This is a genomic window from Bradyrhizobium sp. USDA 4516 (genome assembly GCF_054055915.1).
Window position 1 is genome coordinate 3,429,793 of the sequence record NZ_JBSRXT010000001.1, and the last position, 15,963, is coordinate 3,445,755.

15 protein-coding genes and 1 pseudogene are annotated in these 15,963 nt (G+C 65.6%); 6 read left to right on the top strand and 10 right to left on the bottom strand.

Going from position 1 to position 15,963, the window contains the following annotated elements; all coding sequences use genetic code 11:
- Nucleotide 1: 1 nt before the first annotated feature.
- Complete coding sequence (locus ACVI1L_RS15740; protein ID WP_456783242.1) at nucleotides 2-757, top strand: hypothetical protein; 756 nt, start codon at nucleotides 2-4, stop codon at nucleotides 755-757.
- A gap of 303 nt (nucleotides 758-1,060) precedes the next feature.
- A complete protein-coding gene (locus tag ACVI1L_RS15745) occupies nucleotides 1,061-3,175 on the top strand; it encodes an acetate--CoA ligase family protein (RefSeq protein WP_057020167.1) in 2,115 nt (704 codons plus the stop codon).
- Between the two features lie 189 nt (nucleotides 3,176-3,364).
- Here the strand turns inward: ACVI1L_RS15745 and ACVI1L_RS15750 are convergent, their stop codons facing one another.
- The 8 genes and pseudogenes from ACVI1L_RS15750 to ACVI1L_RS15785 form a co-directional block, all read right to left on the bottom strand.
- On the bottom strand, nucleotides 3,365-4,165 hold the full coding sequence (locus ACVI1L_RS15750; protein ID WP_028341859.1) for an enoyl-CoA hydratase/isomerase family protein: 801 nt from the start codon (nucleotides 4,163-4,165) through the stop codon (nucleotides 3,365-3,367).
- Nucleotides 4,166-4,205: 40 nt separating this feature from the next.
- On the bottom strand, nucleotides 4,206-5,366 hold the full coding sequence (locus ACVI1L_RS15755) for an acyl-CoA dehydrogenase family protein (RefSeq protein WP_018269158.1): 1,161 nt from the start codon (nucleotides 5,364-5,366) through the stop codon (nucleotides 4,206-4,208).
- A 30-nt stretch (nucleotides 5,367-5,396) separates the two neighbouring features.
- Complete coding sequence (locus ACVI1L_RS15760; RefSeq protein ID WP_456783243.1) at nucleotides 5,397-6,464, bottom strand: acyl-CoA dehydrogenase family protein; 1,068 nt, start codon at nucleotides 6,462-6,464, stop codon at nucleotides 5,397-5,399.
- A gap of 230 nt (nucleotides 6,465-6,694) precedes the next feature.
- Nucleotides 6,695-7,546 (bottom strand): IclR family transcriptional regulator, encoded by an 852-nt coding sequence (locus ACVI1L_RS15765; protein WP_057020165.1) that lies wholly within the window; start codon nucleotides 7,544-7,546, stop codon nucleotides 6,695-6,697.
- Nucleotides 7,547-7,548: 2 nt separating this feature from the next.
- Complete coding sequence (locus ACVI1L_RS15770) at nucleotides 7,549-8,682, bottom strand: NADH:flavin oxidoreductase/NADH oxidase (RefSeq protein ID WP_456783244.1); 1,134 nt, start codon at nucleotides 8,680-8,682, stop codon at nucleotides 7,549-7,551.
- 58 nt (nucleotides 8,683-8,740) lie between these two features.
- On the bottom strand, nucleotides 8,741-9,958 hold the full coding sequence (locus ACVI1L_RS15775; RefSeq protein ID WP_456783245.1) for an ABC transporter substrate-binding protein: 1,218 nt from the start codon (nucleotides 9,956-9,958) through the stop codon (nucleotides 8,741-8,743).
- A gap of 15 nt (nucleotides 9,959-9,973) precedes the next feature.
- Nucleotides 9,974-10,513 carry an AMP-binding enzyme gene (locus ACVI1L_RS15780; protein ID WP_456785559.1) on the bottom strand — a complete coding sequence of 180 codons (540 nt, stop codon included), beginning with the start codon at nucleotides 10,511-10,513 and terminating at the stop codon, nucleotides 9,974-9,976.
- A 9-nt stretch (nucleotides 10,514-10,522) separates the two neighbouring features.
- Nucleotides 10,523-11,921 (bottom strand): annotated as a pseudogene (locus tag ACVI1L_RS15785) (AMP-binding protein); the annotation flags it as partial.
- Here ACVI1L_RS15785 and ACVI1L_RS15790 point away from each other — a divergent pair.
- Entirely contained in the window at nucleotides 11,805-12,566 is a 762-nt protein-coding gene (locus ACVI1L_RS15790; RefSeq protein WP_456783246.1) for an N-acyl homoserine lactonase family protein, read from the top strand. The pseudogene ACVI1L_RS15785 and the gene ACVI1L_RS15790 sit on opposite strands and share 117 nt — an antisense overlap.
- A gap of 92 nt (nucleotides 12,567-12,658) precedes the next feature.
- Nucleotides 12,659-13,441, top strand: coding sequence for an SDR family NAD(P)-dependent oxidoreductase (locus ACVI1L_RS15795; RefSeq protein ID WP_225164107.1), 783 nt, complete (start codon nucleotides 12,659-12,661; stop codon nucleotides 13,439-13,441).
- 165 nt (nucleotides 13,442-13,606) lie between these two features.
- On the opposite strand, the gene ACVI1L_RS15800 is transcribed toward ACVI1L_RS15795, so the two are convergent.
- Both ACVI1L_RS15800 and ACVI1L_RS15805 read right to left on the bottom strand, forming a co-directional pair.
- Nucleotides 13,607-13,885, bottom strand: coding sequence for a GlsB/YeaQ/YmgE family stress response membrane protein (locus tag ACVI1L_RS15800; protein WP_024582682.1), 279 nt, complete (start codon nucleotides 13,883-13,885; stop codon nucleotides 13,607-13,609).
- A gap of 36 nt (nucleotides 13,886-13,921) precedes the next feature.
- A complete protein-coding gene (locus ACVI1L_RS15805; RefSeq protein ID WP_076832806.1) occupies nucleotides 13,922-14,527 on the bottom strand; it encodes a YidB family protein in 606 nt (201 codons plus the stop codon).
- A 151-nt stretch (nucleotides 14,528-14,678) separates the two neighbouring features.
- Here ACVI1L_RS15805 and ACVI1L_RS15810 point away from each other — a divergent pair, with 151 nt between their 5' ends.
- Nucleotides 14,679-15,701, top strand: coding sequence for a 2-dehydropantoate 2-reductase (locus ACVI1L_RS15810; RefSeq protein WP_456783247.1), 1,023 nt, complete (start codon nucleotides 14,679-14,681; stop codon nucleotides 15,699-15,701).
- Between the two features lie 40 nt (nucleotides 15,702-15,741).
- A complete protein-coding gene (locus ACVI1L_RS15815; RefSeq protein ID WP_456783248.1) occupies nucleotides 15,742-15,948 on the top strand; it encodes a hypothetical protein in 207 nt (68 codons plus the stop codon).
- The last annotated feature ends 15 nt before the right edge of the window (nucleotides 15,949-15,963 follow it).

Sequence of the window (15,963 nt, forward strand, 5' to 3'; positions counted from 1 at the left end):
CATGGCCGAGTACATGCGGCTGCGGCAGATCTGCCTGGTGGCGCCGCAGCTTGCGCCCGTGATCGCGGACATCTCCGCGATCATGGGCCTCGACGTCTGCTATCGCGACGGCAACGTCGCGAAATACGGCCTCGAGAATGCGCTGCTGCCGGTCGATACCATCCTGCTCGAAGTCGTCGCGCCGTTCCAGCCGGGGCCGGGCACGGCGGCCGGCCGCTTCATCGAGAAGACCGGCGGCCGCGGCGGCTATATGGCGATCTTCGTTTGTGAGGATCCCGACGCGCGTGGCGCCAAGGCCAACGCGATGGGCGTGCGCACCGCCAACGTGATCACGCACGCGCCGTATCACGGCGTGCAGCTGCACCCGCGCGACTGCCGCGCCGCCTTCATCGAGTTCAACCACACCGACGGCAGCGATGACGTGCTGGGGCCGTACCCGCCGGCCGGCCCCGATTGGCAGAAGTCGATCCGCAAGGACACGACTTTGGCGCTGACCGAGGTCGAGATGCAGAGCCCCGAGCCTGAGGCGTTGGCGGCGCATTGGGGCAGGATCATCGGCATTCCCGCCGATGGTGCCGTGGTGAAGCTGCCGAACAGCACCTTCCGCTTCGTCAAGGGCGACAGCGAGATCATGAGCGGCTTGACGTTCAAGGTCGCCGACAAGGCGAAGGTGCTGGAAGCGGCGAAGACGAGAGGCTGTGCGGTGAAGGGCGATGAGTTCCAGCTCTGCGGCGTGACGTTCAAGCTGACGGCGTGATTTCGTAGCCCGTATGCAGCGAAGCGAAATCCGGGGCCGCCGCGTTCTTCGCGGATAGACCGGCCCCCGGATTGCGCTGCGCTGCATCCGGGCTACGCATCTTTCTCCCGTCATCCTGAGGAGCCGCGAAGCGGCGTCTCGAAGGGTGCACGGCCCGGCTGGTGGCCGTGCACCCTTCGAGGCTCTCTTCGCTCGCACCTCAGGGTGACGGTGAACGATTGGTGCTTGCGGGGAGAGCGGTTGAGCCGGCGGCGGTGATCCAATATCGTCAAGAGCAACAACAACAATTGGGAACACGCCCCCATGCCGCATCCGCTCGATACCTTCTTCGCACCAAAGAGCATCGCTCTGATCGGCGCCTCGCGCGATCACGAGAAGATTCCCGGGCGGCTGCTCGCGATGCTGCGCAAGAACGGTTACCCGGGCCAGCTTTATCCGATCAATCCGAACTATGACGAGATCGATGGCTTGAGGTGCTTCAAGTCGGTCGCCGAGATCGGCGTGGCGATCGATCTTGCCGTGATCGTCATTCCCGCCCGTGCAGTGCTGCCGGCGCTGGAGCAATGCGCCGCCGCGGGCGTGAAGAACGCGGTCATCATCTCGTCCGGCTTTGCCGAGGAAGGTGGCGACAGCGCTGACATGCAGGATGCGATCGTCGCGCTGGCGAAGCGGACCGGGATGCGGATCAGTGGCCCTAACGCCGAAGGGTTTTACAGCCAGGCGCAGAAGGTCGCCGCGACCTTCAGCCCGACCGTCGACGTCAAGCCGGATGCGCCCGATCTGGTCGCCAGCAAGCGGCGGATCGGCATCGTCGCGCAGAGCGGCGGCATCGGCTTTGCGATCTATCATCGCGCCAAGGCGCTCGGCGTCGCGCTGAGCTATGTCGTCAGCGCCGGCAATGAGAGCGATCTCGGCGCCGGCGAGTTCCTCGACTACATGGTGCAGGATGCCTCGACCGACGTGATCCTGCTGTTCATCGAGGGTATCCGCGACGTCGACAAGTTTTTGGCGGCGGCGAAGCGCGCGGCAGAGCTCAAAAAGCCCGTGATCGTCACCAAGGTCGGGCGCTCCGGCGCCGGCGAGCGCGCGGCGGCCTCGCACACCGCGAGCATGGCGGGTTGGTCGGCGGCCTATGATGCGGTGTTCGCGAAATACGGCTTCATCGTCTCCAACGACCTCGACGAGGCCGTGACCATTGCCGCGGTTCTGACCACCAATCCGCTGCCGAAGGGCGATCGCGTCGCGGTGCTGACGGTGTCCGGTGGCGCCGGCATCTGGGGCGCCGATACCGTCTCGATGCAGGGCCTGCGCGTGCCGGAGCTTTCAGCCGCGATCCAGAGCCAGATCAAGCAATGGATGCCGTCCTACGGCGCGGCGGGCAATCCGGTCGACGTGACCGCGCAGGGCGTGTCATCCGGCGGACTGCAGAAGAGCATCGAGCTGTTCGACACGTCTGATGAAGTGGACGCGACGCTGGTGGTGCTGTCGCTGTCGAGCGAGACGCGGATGCCGTTCAAGGAAGCCGAGCTGAAGCCGGTGATCGCGGCGCAGAACAAGCCGGTGGTGTTCTATTCCTACACGCTGCCGTCGCAATTCGCGCGGCAGGAGCTGGCGAAGTCGGGCGTGGTGGTGCTCTCGGGACTGACCCATGTCGGCGTCGCAATGCGGCGGCTGGCGGACTATGCCGGCTTCAAGCCCGCGCCGGAGATCTCGGCATCAGCGTCGCCGGCGCACGATCTCTCCATGCATCTCACGTCGAAGACGTTGTCGGAATATGACAGCAAATCGCTGCTGCGCGCGGCCGGCATTGCGCTGCCGGATGAGGTGCTGGTGACCGACCGCGACGGGCTCGACGCTGCGATCGAGCGCGCCGGATTTCCACTGGTCATGAAGATCCAGTCGCCCGCGATCGCGCATAAGAGCGAGGTCGGCGGCGTCCGCGTCAACATCGCCGCCAAGGGCGCGGCATTCACGGCCTATCGCGACATGCTGGAGACGGTGCAGAAGCAGCGGCCGGGCGCTGAAATCCAGGGCGTGCTGGTCGGGCCGATGGCCAGGAAGGGCGTCGAGATCATCGTCGGCACCATGACGGACAAGACGTTCGGGCCGATGGTGATGGTGGGGCTCGGCGGCATCACTACCGAACTGTTCAAGGACGTGGTCTATCGCCCCGCGCCGGTGAGCCCGGCTGAAGCGAGCACGATGCTTGAGACGCTGAAGGCCGCGCCGCTGCTGCACGGCTTCCGCGGCGCGCCGAAGGCGGATGTCGCGGCACTCGCCCGATTGATCTCGCAGATTTCAGTGCTGGCGGCGCAGCACCGAGGCGAGATCGCCGAGATCGAGGTCAATCCGGTGCTGGTGCACCCCGAGGGGCAGGGCGTCACGATCGTCGATGCGCTGGTGGTACCGAGGGGGTAGCTAGATATCTCCCCGGTGTCGTCCCGGCGAAAGCCAGGCGAAAGCCGGGACCCATAACCACCGAAGTGAGTTGTAAGAGAAGCCGACGCCGCTTGTGCCCCTTCCGCGGGCCGCGGCGTATGGGTCCCGGCTCCCGTGCGCAATTGCGCACTAGGCCGGGACGACCCGTGGAGAGAGCGGCGCTTGCGGCTACCGCCCCTTGAAGTTGGCGACGCGACGCTCGGCGGTGGCCTTGACGCCTTCCTTGAAGTCTTCGGTCGCGCGCAGCTTGGTCTGCTCGGCGAGCTCATGGTTGGTTGCGGCGAGCACGCGGTCGGCGAGGCCGGCGCGCATGGTGGCGCGGGTCGAGACCAGGCCGAGCGGCGAGCATTCGGCGATCTCCTGCGCGAGCTTCATCGCTTCCGCCCGCACCTGATCCTGCGGCACCAGCACATTGGCGAGGCCCCAGCGATAGGCCTCTTCGCCGGTGACGCGGCGGCTGGTGTAGAACATCAGCTCGGCATTGTTCTTGCCGATCAGTTCCGGCAGCGTTGCGGTCAGGCCGAAGCCCGGATGGAAGCCGAGCTTGGTGAAGTTGGCCGAAAAGCGTGCCTCGGGGCAGGCGACGCGGAAGTCGGCGGAGACGGCAAGGCCGAGGCCGCCGCCGATCGCGGCGCCATGGATCGCCGCGACGATCGGCTTCTTGTTGCGGAAGATGCGCACCGCCTGAACGTAGAGATGGTTGATCGGCAGGTTGGAAGCCGGATCGCTCTTGGCGCGCTCCTCCTGCTCCTGGCGGGCCGGATCGCCGAAATTGGCACCGGCGCAGAACGCCTTGCCTTGCGCCGCCAGCACCGAGGCGCGGATCTCGATATTGTTGTCGAACTCCTCCAGCGCGTCGGCGATCTGGTTGATTAGCGCGACGTCGAAGAAGTTCAGCGGGGGTTTCCGGATTTCGATCAGGCCGACATGGCCGTGGGTTTCGACGCCGATATCAGTGTACTTGGTCATGATCTGTCCTCGTTGAATTAGCGCAGGCGAGCCCGCGCGGCTAGCGCAGGCCAAGTCCGCGGGCGATGATGCCGCGCAGCACTTCGGTGGTGCCGCCCTGGATCGTCAGCTTGGGCGCGGTCTTGATGGCGAAATCGAGCTGCTTTTCCAGCGTCTCGCGGTTGGTCGCGGTCTCCTCGACGAAGGCGGCGAGATCGCGGACGCGATGCGGCAGCTGCTGCTCCCACACCGTGCCGATGTCCTTGACGATCGAGGCCTCCACCACCGGCTCCTTGCCGGCCTGCAGCATGCCGGCGACCGACACCGACATGCGGCGCATGGTGTGCACCTGCGCCACCAGGCGTCCGATGCCCTCGGCGCTGCGGGTGTCCGGGTTCTTGCCGACCGCGCGCACGAGCTCGGTGAGCACGTAATAGGTCTCGAGGAAGCGCTCGGGACCACTTCGCTCATAGGCGAGCTCCGACGTCGCCTGCTTCCAGGCGCCATCGACCTCGCCCAGCACGTGATCGTCGGGCACGAAGTAGTCGGTGAACACGACCTCGTTGAACTCGAACTGGCCGGTGATCTGGCCGATCGGATTCACCTGGATGCCCGGCTGCTTCATCTTGACGAGGAACTGGGTCAGGCCGTGGCGGCGGTTTTCCTTGGTCGGCGGCGAGGTACGGAAGATCGCGATCATGTAGTCGGCGATGTGCGCCGACGAGGTCCAGATCTTGGTGCCGTTGATCAGATAGCCGCCGTCGGTCTTGGTGGCGCGGGTCTTCGCCGCGAACAGGTCAGAGCCGGAGTTCGGCTCGCTCATGCCGATGGCGAAACAGACCTCGCCGCGGCAGATGCGCGGCAGGATGTCCATCTTGATGTGCTCGGGCGCGTATTTCAGCAGCACCGGCCCGCTCTGGCGGTCGGCGACGAAGAAGCGCCGGGTCGGCGCGTTCGCCACCCGCATCTCCTCGGTGACCACGTAGCGCTCGAGGAACGAGCGCTCCTGGCCGCCATATTTCTTCGGCCAGGTCATGCCGAGCCAGCCCTTGGCGCCGACGCGACGGGAGAATTCCGGCGCGTCATTGTCCTCGCGGTTCGGCGCGTGGGGATCGAAGGTGCCGGCGGCGATTTCCTCGGCGAGGAAGGCGCGCACCTCCTTGCGGAGCTGCTCGCATTTTTCCGGCAGGCGGATCGGATCGAAACGAAGGGCTGCAGTCATGATGTCCAGTCCTGATCTTTCTGCCTGATCTCAGCGCGAAGCCACCAGCGGCCACAATTCATCGGCGCCACGATTCGCGACGAGCTTGCCGAGCTCGACCGCCCAGTAGCTCTCCGAGCCGAAATCGTCGCGCCAGGCCAGCGCCCGCAGCGAATAGCGGTGCAGGATGTGCTCGATGGTGAAGCCGATCGCGCCATGCACCTGATGCGCGATGCCGCTGCCCTTCTCCGCCGCTTCCGAGCAGCGGACCTTGGCCGCTGCGGCTTCCAGGAACACCGCATCAGTGTCCAGCGACTTGGCGTTCACGATCGTGTCCGCCGCCGAGGTCGCAGCGGCCAGTGCCGCGGCGTTTTCGCCGGCGAGCCGCGCGAGGTTGTGCTGCACCGCCTGGAATTTCGAGATCTTCTTCTCGAAGGCGATGCGCTCATTGGAATAGCGCACCGAGATGTCGAGCATCGCTTGCAGCGCGCCGGCGATCTGCAGGCTGCGCACCACGCCGCCCATCAGCATCAGCGTGGACTGGTCAAAACCCTTCGGCGCCGGCCTGGTCGTGACCGGCTGCACCTTATCGAGCGTGACAATGTCGTTATGATCGCCGCCGAGCCCGATGCCGGATTCGATCCGGCACTTCGCTGCATCGATCAGCGCGATCGACACGCCGCCATTGCCTTCAGCCAGCACCGCGAAATGTTTTGCGTCCTTGGCGAACGGCACGCCGCGGGCGCGGCCGGAGAGCGAGCCGTCGGCGTTGAGCGTCACGCGGTCCTTCGGGCTTGCCGGCAGCACGGTCATCTCGCCTTCGGGAGAGGCGATCCTGGCTTGCGTCAGCAGCCAGCCGGCCAGCATTGTTTCGGCCAGCGGAACAGCGATCGCATGCCGCCCAGCGACGTTGAGGACGCTGAATCCTTCGGCGAGGCTGGCGCCGGAACCGCCGAGATCGTCGGGCACCCAGGACAGCGGCAGGCCGGCTTCGGTCAGCGCCTGCCACAGCGGCGCCTTCCATGCGCCCTGCTTGTCGTGATTGATGGTTTGGGCATCCGCGAGATCGGCGAAAATCTTTTCCGCGGTCTCGGCGACGATGTTTTCACTCTCCGCCACAGCGTTCCTCGTGTTGATTGGCTCGGGCTGGCTGTTCGGCCATGCCCTGCTTGCGATGTTGTCTTGCGCTCAATGATGCGGAAAAGCCATAGCCGTGACAAGCGCTGCCCGCAGGGCCACTTGCGCGGATGGCATAAAGCCGGACTTGGCGCATGAATTCCGCATAGTGAACTTTCGATTGTCCCCGTTTGTATGCCACGCACACGCGCAAACCGGCCGCCGACATAAGTTCAGTCCGCCAGATGAAACTCGATTGCCTTCCGCATCAGGTCGGCGAACTCGGTCTCCTGGGTGACCAGTGCGTCGTTCAATCCGGCCACGCACAGCACCAGCGGTTCGTTCGATTCCGCAATCGGCGGCAGGTTCATGGCGACGGCGCCCGCGCCCGGCGTGACCAGGCCGAGCGAGAAAGCGTGCCCCTTGGCGCGGACCTTCTTCAGCTCAAGCAGCAGCGCCTTGATGTCGACCTGACGATCGGGCCGGCTCTCGTTGGCGTTGATCAGGCGCACCAGGCGGCGCACCTCCTTGTCCGGATAGGCCGACAGCAGCGCGTAACCCGACGCGGATCGCGCCAGCGGCCGCAGCGTTCCGGCCTTGACATACAGCCGCATCGGCAGCTTGGCCTGAATGATATGGACATACTGCGCGCTGAGCCCGTTGCGCACCGCGAGCATGATGGTCTCTCCGGTCCGCGCGGAGAGCTCTTCCATCAGATTGACCAGGCGTCCCTTCGTGAACAACGCCGGGCTCAGCCAGTGCCCCAGCATCGAGATCCGCGGCGTCGGGATATAGGTGCGGCGGCTGGTGTCATAGTGGAGATAGCCGAACGCCGTCATCGTCCGCATCAACGCCGAGGTGCTGGATTGCGGGAACTTGAGCGCGGCCGCGACTTCGATCGCGGAGGCGGCGCGCTGGTGCTCCTCGAAGAATTCAAGCACGTCGAACACGCGCCGCGCCGACTTGACTGCATTGTCCATCTTCGGCAGGTCGCGCGAGGTGTCGCCGGGGAAATCGGGGCCGTCGAAAGACCGCGCGCCGGCAGCCGCGCCGGCCTTCGCTACATCCTTCTTCGCCACCGGCATCGCTATCGTCCCTGCTGCGCCACCCGCCGCTTCAGCCACCAGCCATATTGCTCCGGCCAACTCGTCCACTCCGGATCGCATCCGAGCGCAAGCGCCGTCTGCGCGGGCCAGTTCGGATTCCACAGCAGTTCGCGGCCGAGCGCAATAAGCGTCGCCTTGCCGTCCCGCAAAATGGCTTCGGCGTAGTCCGGTTCGCGGATCAGCCCGACCGCCACCGTCGGCATGCCGGCTTCCTTCTGGATGCGCTCGGCGAACGGCACCTGGAAGCCCGGGGTGCGCGACACCAGCGAATTGCCGCGCGGCAGCTTCATGCCGCCCGACGAGCAGTCCACCATGTCGATCCCGATCGCCTTCAGCTCCGCCGCAAACGCGATCGAGTCCTCGATCGACCAGCCGATGTCGACGCCGTCGACCGACGAGATGCGGACGAAGGCCGGCAGATGGCTGGGCCACTCCTCGCGCATGATCGCCGCGATCCGCAGCGGCAGGCGCATGCGGTTCTCGCGCGACCCGCCATACTCGTCGTTGCGGTTGTTCGCCAGCGGCGACAGGAACGAGTGCATCAGATAGCCGTGCGCGCAGTGCAGCTCGATGACGTCATAGCCGGCCGCCCTGGCGCGACGAAATGCCTGGCGATAGTCGTCCACCAGGGCATCGATCTGCTCTGAAGTCATCATCTGCGGTGCCGGCCAGCCGTCATCGAAGGGAATGCCGCTCGAGGCCGCGATCTGCCATGGGCCTTCGCCGCGTGCCTTGATGTCAGCTTCGCCGAGCGGGTTGCCGCCTTCCCACGGCCGCTGCGAGGAGCCTTTCCGGCCGCCATGTGCGATCTGGACCGCGGCCTTGGCGTTGAAGCTGTGGATCAGCGCGGCGAGGGCGGCGTGGTCCGCGATGTGCGCATCGTCCCAGATGCCGAGGCATCCATGGGTGATGCGCCCCTGGCTGTTCACCGAGCTCTGCTCGACGAACACTAGGCCGGCGCCGCCGGCGGCGAGCTTGCCGATATGCGCGGTGTGCCAATCGGTGGCGCGCCCCTCCTGCGCCGAATAGGTCGCCATCGGCGAGACCATGATCCGGTTTTTCAGTTCGAGGTCGCGCAGTTGCAGCGGGGTGAACAGCAGCGGCAGCTCAGTCATGGGATGTCCAGCCTTGCCTGTGGTTTCTTGCCTGTGGTGCGTGGATTCGTGCGCGCAGTCATTTCTTCAGCAGCGGACAGGCGCTCTCCTCCGGCGTCGCAAACGCCTCCTTGCCCGGAATCACCTGAACCAGCTTCTCGTAATCCCAGGCGCCCTTCGATTCGGCCGGCGATTTCACCTGCACGAGATACATGTCGTGGATGAGCTGGCCGTCCTCGCGCAGGAATGCGTTGCGGGCAAAGAAATCGTCGATCGGCATGTCCTTCATCTGCGCGATCACCTTGGGGCCGTCGTCGGTGCCGGACTTCTCGACCGCCTTGAGATAGTTCATCACCGCGGAGTAGAGGCCGGCCTGCACCATGGTCGGCCGCTTCTTGGTCCTGGCCATGAAGCGCGCGGCAAAGTCGCGGGTCTTGTCGTCGAGATCCCAATAAAAGGCGGTCGCGAGCTGCAGCCCCTGGGCGGCCTGCAAGCCGATCGCGTGGATGTCGCTGGTCTGCATCAGGAAGGCCGCGAGCTTCTGCGTATGCGCCATCCCGAATTCCTGCGCCTGCCGGATCGAGTTGGCGAGGTCGCCGCCGGTGTTGGCAAAGGCGATCACGTCAGCCTTCGAGCTCTGGGCCTGCAGCAGATAGGACGAGAAATCCATGCTGTTGAGCGGATGCCGCACCTCGCCGGCGATGCTGCCGCCGACCTTCTCCACGGTCTTGGCCGCGTCGTTGCGCAGGGCGTGGCCGAAGGCGTAGTCGACCGTGACGAAGTACCAGCTCTTCGCGCCTTCCTTGGCCAGCGCCCGCACCGTGCTGTTGGCGAGCGCATAGGTGTTGTAGGTCCACTGCACCGAATTCGCCGAGCAGCCCTTTCCGGTCAGATCGGAGGAGCCGGCCGACGACACCAGCATCGCCTTGTTCTTCTGCTTGGTGAGCTCGAGCACGGCGAAGGCGACGGCGGAATTGGCGAAATCGACGATGACGTCGACATTCTCCTGCTCATACCAGCGCCGCGCGATGCCGGCGCCGATGTCCGCCTTGTTCTGATGGTCGGCATCGACCATCGCGATCGGCTTGCCCAGCACCTTGCCGCCGAAATCCGCGATCGCCATCCGGACCGCTTCGACCGCTCCGGGGCCGGCGGCGTCGGCGTAGAGTCCGGCCTGATCGGTCAGCACGCCGATCTTCACCGCGTCGTCGGAAATCTGCGCGTGGGATGGCGCGGCGGCGAAGGCGACTGAGAGGATTGCAGCGCTCGCGGCGATCCATCCGTATCTCGATGTCATTGTCCCTGGTTTCCTCTAGTTCGATTGCCTTATGGCGTTGGTCTTGTCTTGCCGCAGGTCGATCATGCCCGGATGCGACTGCGGATCCCTGTCCGCGCCGAGCAGCACGTGCTTCTGGATCTTGTTGGTCGAGGTCAGCGGCAACTCGGCGACGAAAGCGATCCACGCCGGCAGCTTGAACGCCGCCAGGCGTTCGCGGCAGAAGCGGAAGATGTCCTGCGCGAGCTCGCGTGAAGCATCGGCGCCGTCGTTGCTCACGATGAAGGCCGCAACTTCCTCGTCGCGGATCGGATCGCGCGCGGCGATGACTGCGGCCTGCTTGACCTGAGGCGACGTCGTCAGCACGGCCTCGACCTCCGCCGCCGAGATGTTCTCGCCGGCGCGCCGGACCAGATGCTTCAGCCGGTCGACGAACACGAAGGCGCCGTCCTCGTGCTGCCAGGCGCTGTCGCCGGTGTGAAACCAGCCGCCGCGCCAGGCCTGCTCGGTGGCCTCGGGGTCCTTCAGATAGCCGGAGAACAAGCCGCGCCGCGGCGTCGCTTCCGAATGGCGCACGCAGAGTTCACCGACTGCGCCAGCCGGCAGCGTATTGCCGTCGGCATCGAGGATCGTCATTTCGAGCCCCGGTACGCTGCGGCCGATGGTGTTGGTCTCGAGATGGCGCGGCTCGACCGTGTTGAACGGACTGCGCCCGGTCTCCGTCATGCCCCAGCCTTCGACGAAGGGGATGCCGAAGCGCTCGCGGGCTCGCAGCGCGCTGCTCGGGATTGGCGCCGACGCCCATCGAGAAGCGCAGCGCATGGGCCTTCTCGTCCGGCGTCTCCGGCTGCGCCAGCAGGGCCGCGACGATCACGCCGAGATAATGCAGCACGCTGGCGCGGCATGCGACGATGTCGTGCCAGGCAAACTTTGCGTTGAAGCGTTCCGGCAGGATCAGGCAGCCGCCGGTCAAGATCATCGCGATCGGGGTCAGCGTCAGGCCGGCCATGTGGAACAGCGGCAGCGGGCTGTAGAGGCGCTCCATTCCGGCATGATACGTCGCCTCGCCGCCGTGGCTGACGTACCAGCGGCCGGTCGAGACCACGTATTCATTGGTCAGGATGCATCCCTTCGGACGCGCCGTCGTGCCTGACGTGTAGAGCAGCGCAGCCTCGGTCTCGCTTCCCGGCTCGTCGGCGCGCGGTGGCGGCCGCTGGGCGTGCGGGACTGTCTCGACGCTGGCGCCGAGATCGTCACCGGAGACGGTGAGCAGCGGAACGTCGCCGGTCAGCGCCTTCTGCAATTCCTTCTGATCGGCCAGCGTGACGATCAGGTCGGGTTCGGCATGCGCGATCAGGTATTCGATTTCCGCTGCGCGATAGGCCGGGTTGATCGGAACGATCGAGACGCCGATGCCATTGAGCGCCAGCCAGTGCACGATGAAATCGGGGCGGTTCTCCAGCAGCAGGCAGGCGCGGTGGCCGTGGCCGAAGCCTGCTGCGCGGTACTGATCGCGCAATGCGCAGACCTGCCGCGCAATGCCGCCATAGGACAGTTCGACGCCATCGGGAAAGTATGCGCGGTCGGCACGCGCGGGAATGCAGAGAAAGGGTTTGAACGCTGCCGCATCGGATGTCGCAGCGAACGTGCTGAACACGGTGTACATCGTGGCGAAACTTCCCTTCGACGGCCGCTGATCGATGCCAACGATGCCGATCCGAAGGAGCCCGGGTGCTTCGTTGAGCGCATTTGTCATGCGATCGCGACGTTGCGCGGAAGCTATAAGGACGAATAATATGCTGTCAAATCCATTATGAGTTTCCATAAAACTCATATGTAGTTTGAAGCCAAAAGCGGAGGTAACGAGATGAAGATGCATATGTTGTCGGGCGGCCGTCTCCAGATGTCGAAGCGGACCTATCTGGACGATGCGGCGCGCGGCGAGATGATTGAGCTTCCGGTCGCCTGCGTGCTGTTGCGGCATGCGCAGGGCAATGTGCTGTTCGACACCGGATGCCATCCCGATGTCGCGACCGATCCTGAAGGGCGGCTCGGCACGCTCGCCAAATACATGCGCCCGATCATGCCGGCGGATGATCATGTGCTGACGAGCCTGAAGGCCGTTGGCCTTGGCGCTGATGACATCGACGTGGTGATCTGCTCCCACCTGCACACCGACCATTGCGGCTGCAACGCCTTCTTCAAGAAGGCGACGATCTTCGTCCACGCACTCGAGATCGAGGCCGCGAATGCCGATAACGCGTTCGATCGCGGATACATCAAGGCGGATTGGGATCATCCGCTGAAGATGGAGATCTTCGACAAGCAGATGGATGTGTTCGGCGACGGCAAGCTGACGCTGGTCCCGCTGCCCGGACACTCGAAGGGAACGACCGGCGCGCTGGTCCAGCTCGACAACAGCGGCGAATTCCTGCTCGCCTCCGACGCGCTCAGTGTGCGCGCCAATCTCGACCAGCGGACCTCGCCGAGGAACAGCCTTGACGTCGGCCAGTTCCTGAAGTCGCTCGACGAGATCGCCAGGCTCGAGGCGTCCGGCGTCAAGATCATCTGCGGCCATGACGAAGCGCAGTGGGCCAGCCTGCAAAAGGGCCTGAACGCGTACACGTGAGGATTTTGGGCGCGGCTTGCAGATGTCGTTCCACGCGATATGGTGTGCCGCCGCCGGAGTTCATCTGGCTCACAACAACAAGGAAAATGCAGATGTCCAAGGATGGTTTGTGCGCGATCGTGACGGGATCGGCATCGGGACTCGGCGCCGCCACCGCGCAAATCCTCGCCACGCAGGGCGCGCGCCTCATCATCAATTATTCCAACAGCAAGGCGGAAGCCGAGGCGACCGCGGAAGCCTGCCGCAAGCAGGGCGCCGAGGTGCTGGTGGTGCAGGGCGACGTCTCGCGCGATGAGGACTGCAAGAAGATCGCAGCCGCCGCGCAGGGCTGGGGCCGCCTCGACGTGCTCGTCAACAATGCGGGCACCACCAAGCACGTGCCGCATCACGATCTCGACGGCCTGACCGCGGAAGATTTCCAGCGCATCTACGCCGTCAACACCATCGGCCCGTTCCAGATGGTTCGTGCCGCGCGCGCGCTGCTCGAAGCCGGCGCGAAGGCATCTAGCCGTCCCTCGGCGGTGGTCAACGTCTCCTCGGTTGCAGGCATTTCCGGCGGCGGTTCGTCGGTCGCCTATGCCGCGAGCAAGGGCGCGCTCAACACCATGACGCAGTCGCTGGCGCGCGCGTTGGCACCGTTGATCCGCGTCAACACGGTGTGTCCGGGCTATATAGATACGCCCTGGTTCACCAAGGGCCGCGGCGAGGCCGGCGCCAAGCAGGTGCGCGATGCCGTGGTGGCGCGCGTGCCGCTGAAGGTCGCCTCGACGGCCGAAGACATCGCCAACCTGGTCTGCTTCCTGGCGAGCCCGGCGTCGAGCAACATGACCGGTGAGTTCGTCCGCATGGACGCCGGCATGCATCTGATTCAGTGACGGAGCGCCGTTGCACAAATGAAAAATGCCCGGGCCTGGCCCGGGCATTTTGATTTTGAACCTGTCGTTGTTCCGTCATTCCGGGGCGATGCGTTAGCATCGAACCCGGAATCTCGAGATCCCGGATTCGATGCTTCGCATCGCTCCGGGATGACGCCTACGGCGTCACCTGTTTCCGATATCCGGGATCACGCGCGCCGCGACCAGCCGATTCCAGATGAACAGCACCACCAGAGCGCCGATCGTGGCGGTGATGAAGCCGGCACCTTGTTCGGGACCGTAATGGCCGATCGCCTGGCCGATGAAAGTCGCAAGAAACGCGCCGGCGATGCCGAGCACGGTGGTGAGAATGAAGCCGCTTGGATTGTTCGGTCCCGGCGACAGGAATCGCGCGATGATCCCCGCGACAAAGCCGACGATGATGACCCAGATGATGCCGCCCATGACTGTCGTCCTCCTCAGATGGAATCAACGCTACCGTCAGAGCCTGCGGTGCAACTCGTCGCCGCTTGGCAGCCGGCCGTCCGGCGTCAGGTGATTGATCGCGTCGGGCAGATATTGGCTGAGGCCCTGCAGCAGTTCGTCGCGCGAGAGGCCGCTCTGCGATGCCAGCGAGTTGATCTGGTCGGCGCCGAGCGCGTTGGCGAGATCGCCGGGCGCGATCTGCTTGTTGGGACCGTTGCTGACCCAGGAATTGGCCGCGTCGCCATGGCCCTTCTGCTGCAGCTGGTTGAGCAGATCGCCGAGGCCGCCGCTGAGCACGGTGCCGGCTGCGCCGCCGGCGAGCAGGCCGCCGAGGCCGCCCTTCAGCAGATCGCCGAGCCCGCCGCTGCCGGCGCCGCCAGGCAGGCCTGCGGTGACGTTGCCGGGAGGAAGCGGCGGCGCCTGCGCCGGCTTCGGCTCAGGGGCGCTCGCGTCCGCCTGGCCGCCGGAGAAATGCTTGACCGCCTTCCAGGCGAGCAGCGCGAGGATAGCCATCGTCATCGGCGACATTCCGCCGCCGCTCGAACTGTCGGATGAGGTGCTTGGCGCGCTCGGACCGCGCGGGCCGTTCTGCATGCCGTTGAGTACGTCGAGTAAACCCATGATCGTCTCCTGCCGCAACCGTGCCCCGAGCGGGAAACATAGCTTCCGCCCATGACGGTTACAAGGCGGGCCACCCGGCCCGCGGTGCGTCGAAATAGGCAGGCAACCCAAGGTCTGCTATCGAGCCAATGATGAATGGACGTTTGGCCACATGAACCAGGACCGGCCGATCGGCATTGCGGGCGCCGGAAGCATCGGCTGCTTCGTCGGCGGCACGCTCGCGGCTGCGGGGCGCCGTGTCGCGCTGCTGGCGCGGCCGCGGCTGATCCAGGAGATCGCAGGCAACGGCTTGCGGATCAGCAGCTTTGACGGCTCCGAGCGGACGGTATCCGCGGACCGGCTCATTGTGTCCGACGATCCGTCGATCTTGTCCGACGTTCAGACCGTGCTGGTGACGGTGAAGAGCGCCGATACCGCTGCGATGGCCGATGCGATCGCGCGCCACGCGCCTGGCGATGCCGCGGTGATCAGCCTGCAGAACGGCGTCGGCAATGTGCCGCTGCTGCGCGACCGCCTGCCGGGCCGCAAGGTGCTCGGCGGCATGGTGCCGTTCAACGTGGTCGCGCTCGGCGACGGCCGCTTCCATCGCTCGACCTCCGGCGACATCGTCATCGCGCAGGATGACGCGGGCACCGCGGCGCGGCTGTCGGTGCCGGGCCTTGCGATCAAGCCCACCGGCGATATCGACGGCGTGCAGTGGGGCAAGCTGATCGTCAATCTCAACAATGCGCTCAATGCGCTGTCCAATATTCCGCTGCGGCAACAGCTCGCGCAGCGCGGCTGGCGACGACTGCTTGCCGATCAGATGGCCGAGGGCCTGGCCGCGGTGCGCGCCGAAGGCATTGCGCCGGTGTCGCCGACGCCGCTGCCGTCGAACTGGATGCCGCCTTTGCTGCGGCTGCCCGATGCGCTGTTCGACATGCTGCTCGGCCGCACCATGAAGATCGATCCCGAGGCGCGCTCCTCGATGTGGGAGGATCTGCAGCGCGGCCGCCGCACCGAGATCGACTATTTGCAGGGCGTGATTACCGCGATCGCGGATCGCCGCGGGCTCGAGGCGCCATTGTCGCGCCGCGTCATCGCGCTGATCCGGAAGGCGGAGGCGGACGGCAAGGGCCCGCCGGGGCTAACGCCCGAACAGATCCGCGATGGCAGTGACCATGAACGCCGATGATCGTCCGCCACGTCGATCGAACAACAGAGGAGATGACATCATGAAATGGTCCAGCATCATGCTGTTCACGCTTGCTGCGCTCGCGGCCGGCCCGGTCCGTGCGGCGCCGCCGACCGTGACACCGTCGCCTGGCTATGATGCGCGCTTGCAGGAGCAGCGCGCGGCGGCTGCGGCAGCCAGCCGAGCGGCCACGCCTGCGCACAAATCGGTCGCGCCCCGACACCACAAGCGCACCCGCACGCACTGATCCATCACAGAGACG

Excerpts from the sequence above, each read along its gene's own strand:
- ACVI1L_RS15740 (WP_456783242.1), top strand. The coding sequence starts at position 2 with ATGGCCGAGTACATGCGGCTGCGGCAGATCTGCCTGGTGGCGCCGCAG.
- ACVI1L_RS15745 (WP_057020167.1), top strand. The coding sequence starts at position 1,061 with ATGCCGCATCCGCTCGATACCTTCTTCGCACCAAAGAGCATCGCTCTG.
- ACVI1L_RS15750 (WP_028341859.1), bottom strand. The coding sequence starts at position 4,165 with ATGACCAAGTACACTGATATCGGCGTCGAAACCCACGGCCATGTCGGC.
- ACVI1L_RS15755 (WP_018269158.1), bottom strand. The coding sequence starts at position 5,366 with ATGACTGCAGCCCTTCGTTTCGATCCGATCCGCCTGCCGGAAAAATGC.
- ACVI1L_RS15765 (WP_057020165.1), bottom strand. The coding sequence starts at position 7,546 with ATGCCGGTGGCGAAGAAGGATGTAGCGAAGGCCGGCGCGGCTGCCGGC.
- ACVI1L_RS15770 (WP_456783244.1), bottom strand. The coding sequence starts at position 8,682 with ATGACTGAGCTGCCGCTGCTGTTCACCCCGCTGCAACTGCGCGACCTC.
- ACVI1L_RS15775 (WP_456783245.1), bottom strand. The coding sequence starts at position 9,958 with ATGACATCGAGATACGGATGGATCGCCGCGAGCGCTGCAATCCTCTCA.
- ACVI1L_RS15790 (WP_456783246.1), top strand. The coding sequence starts at position 11,805 with ATGAAGATGCATATGTTGTCGGGCGGCCGTCTCCAGATGTCGAAGCGG.
- ACVI1L_RS15795 (WP_225164107.1), top strand. The coding sequence starts at position 12,659 with ATGTCCAAGGATGGTTTGTGCGCGATCGTGACGGGATCGGCATCGGGA.
- ACVI1L_RS15800 (WP_024582682.1), bottom strand. The coding sequence starts at position 13,885 with ATGGGCGGCATCATCTGGGTCATCATCGTCGGCTTTGTCGCGGGGATC.
- ACVI1L_RS15805 (WP_076832806.1), bottom strand. The coding sequence starts at position 14,527 with ATGGGTTTACTCGACGTACTCAACGGCATGCAGAACGGCCCGCGCGGT.
- ACVI1L_RS15810 (WP_456783247.1), top strand. The coding sequence starts at position 14,679 with ATGAACCAGGACCGGCCGATCGGCATTGCGGGCGCCGGAAGCATCGGC.
- ACVI1L_RS15815 (WP_456783248.1), top strand. The coding sequence starts at position 15,742 with ATGAAATGGTCCAGCATCATGCTGTTCACGCTTGCTGCGCTCGCGGCC.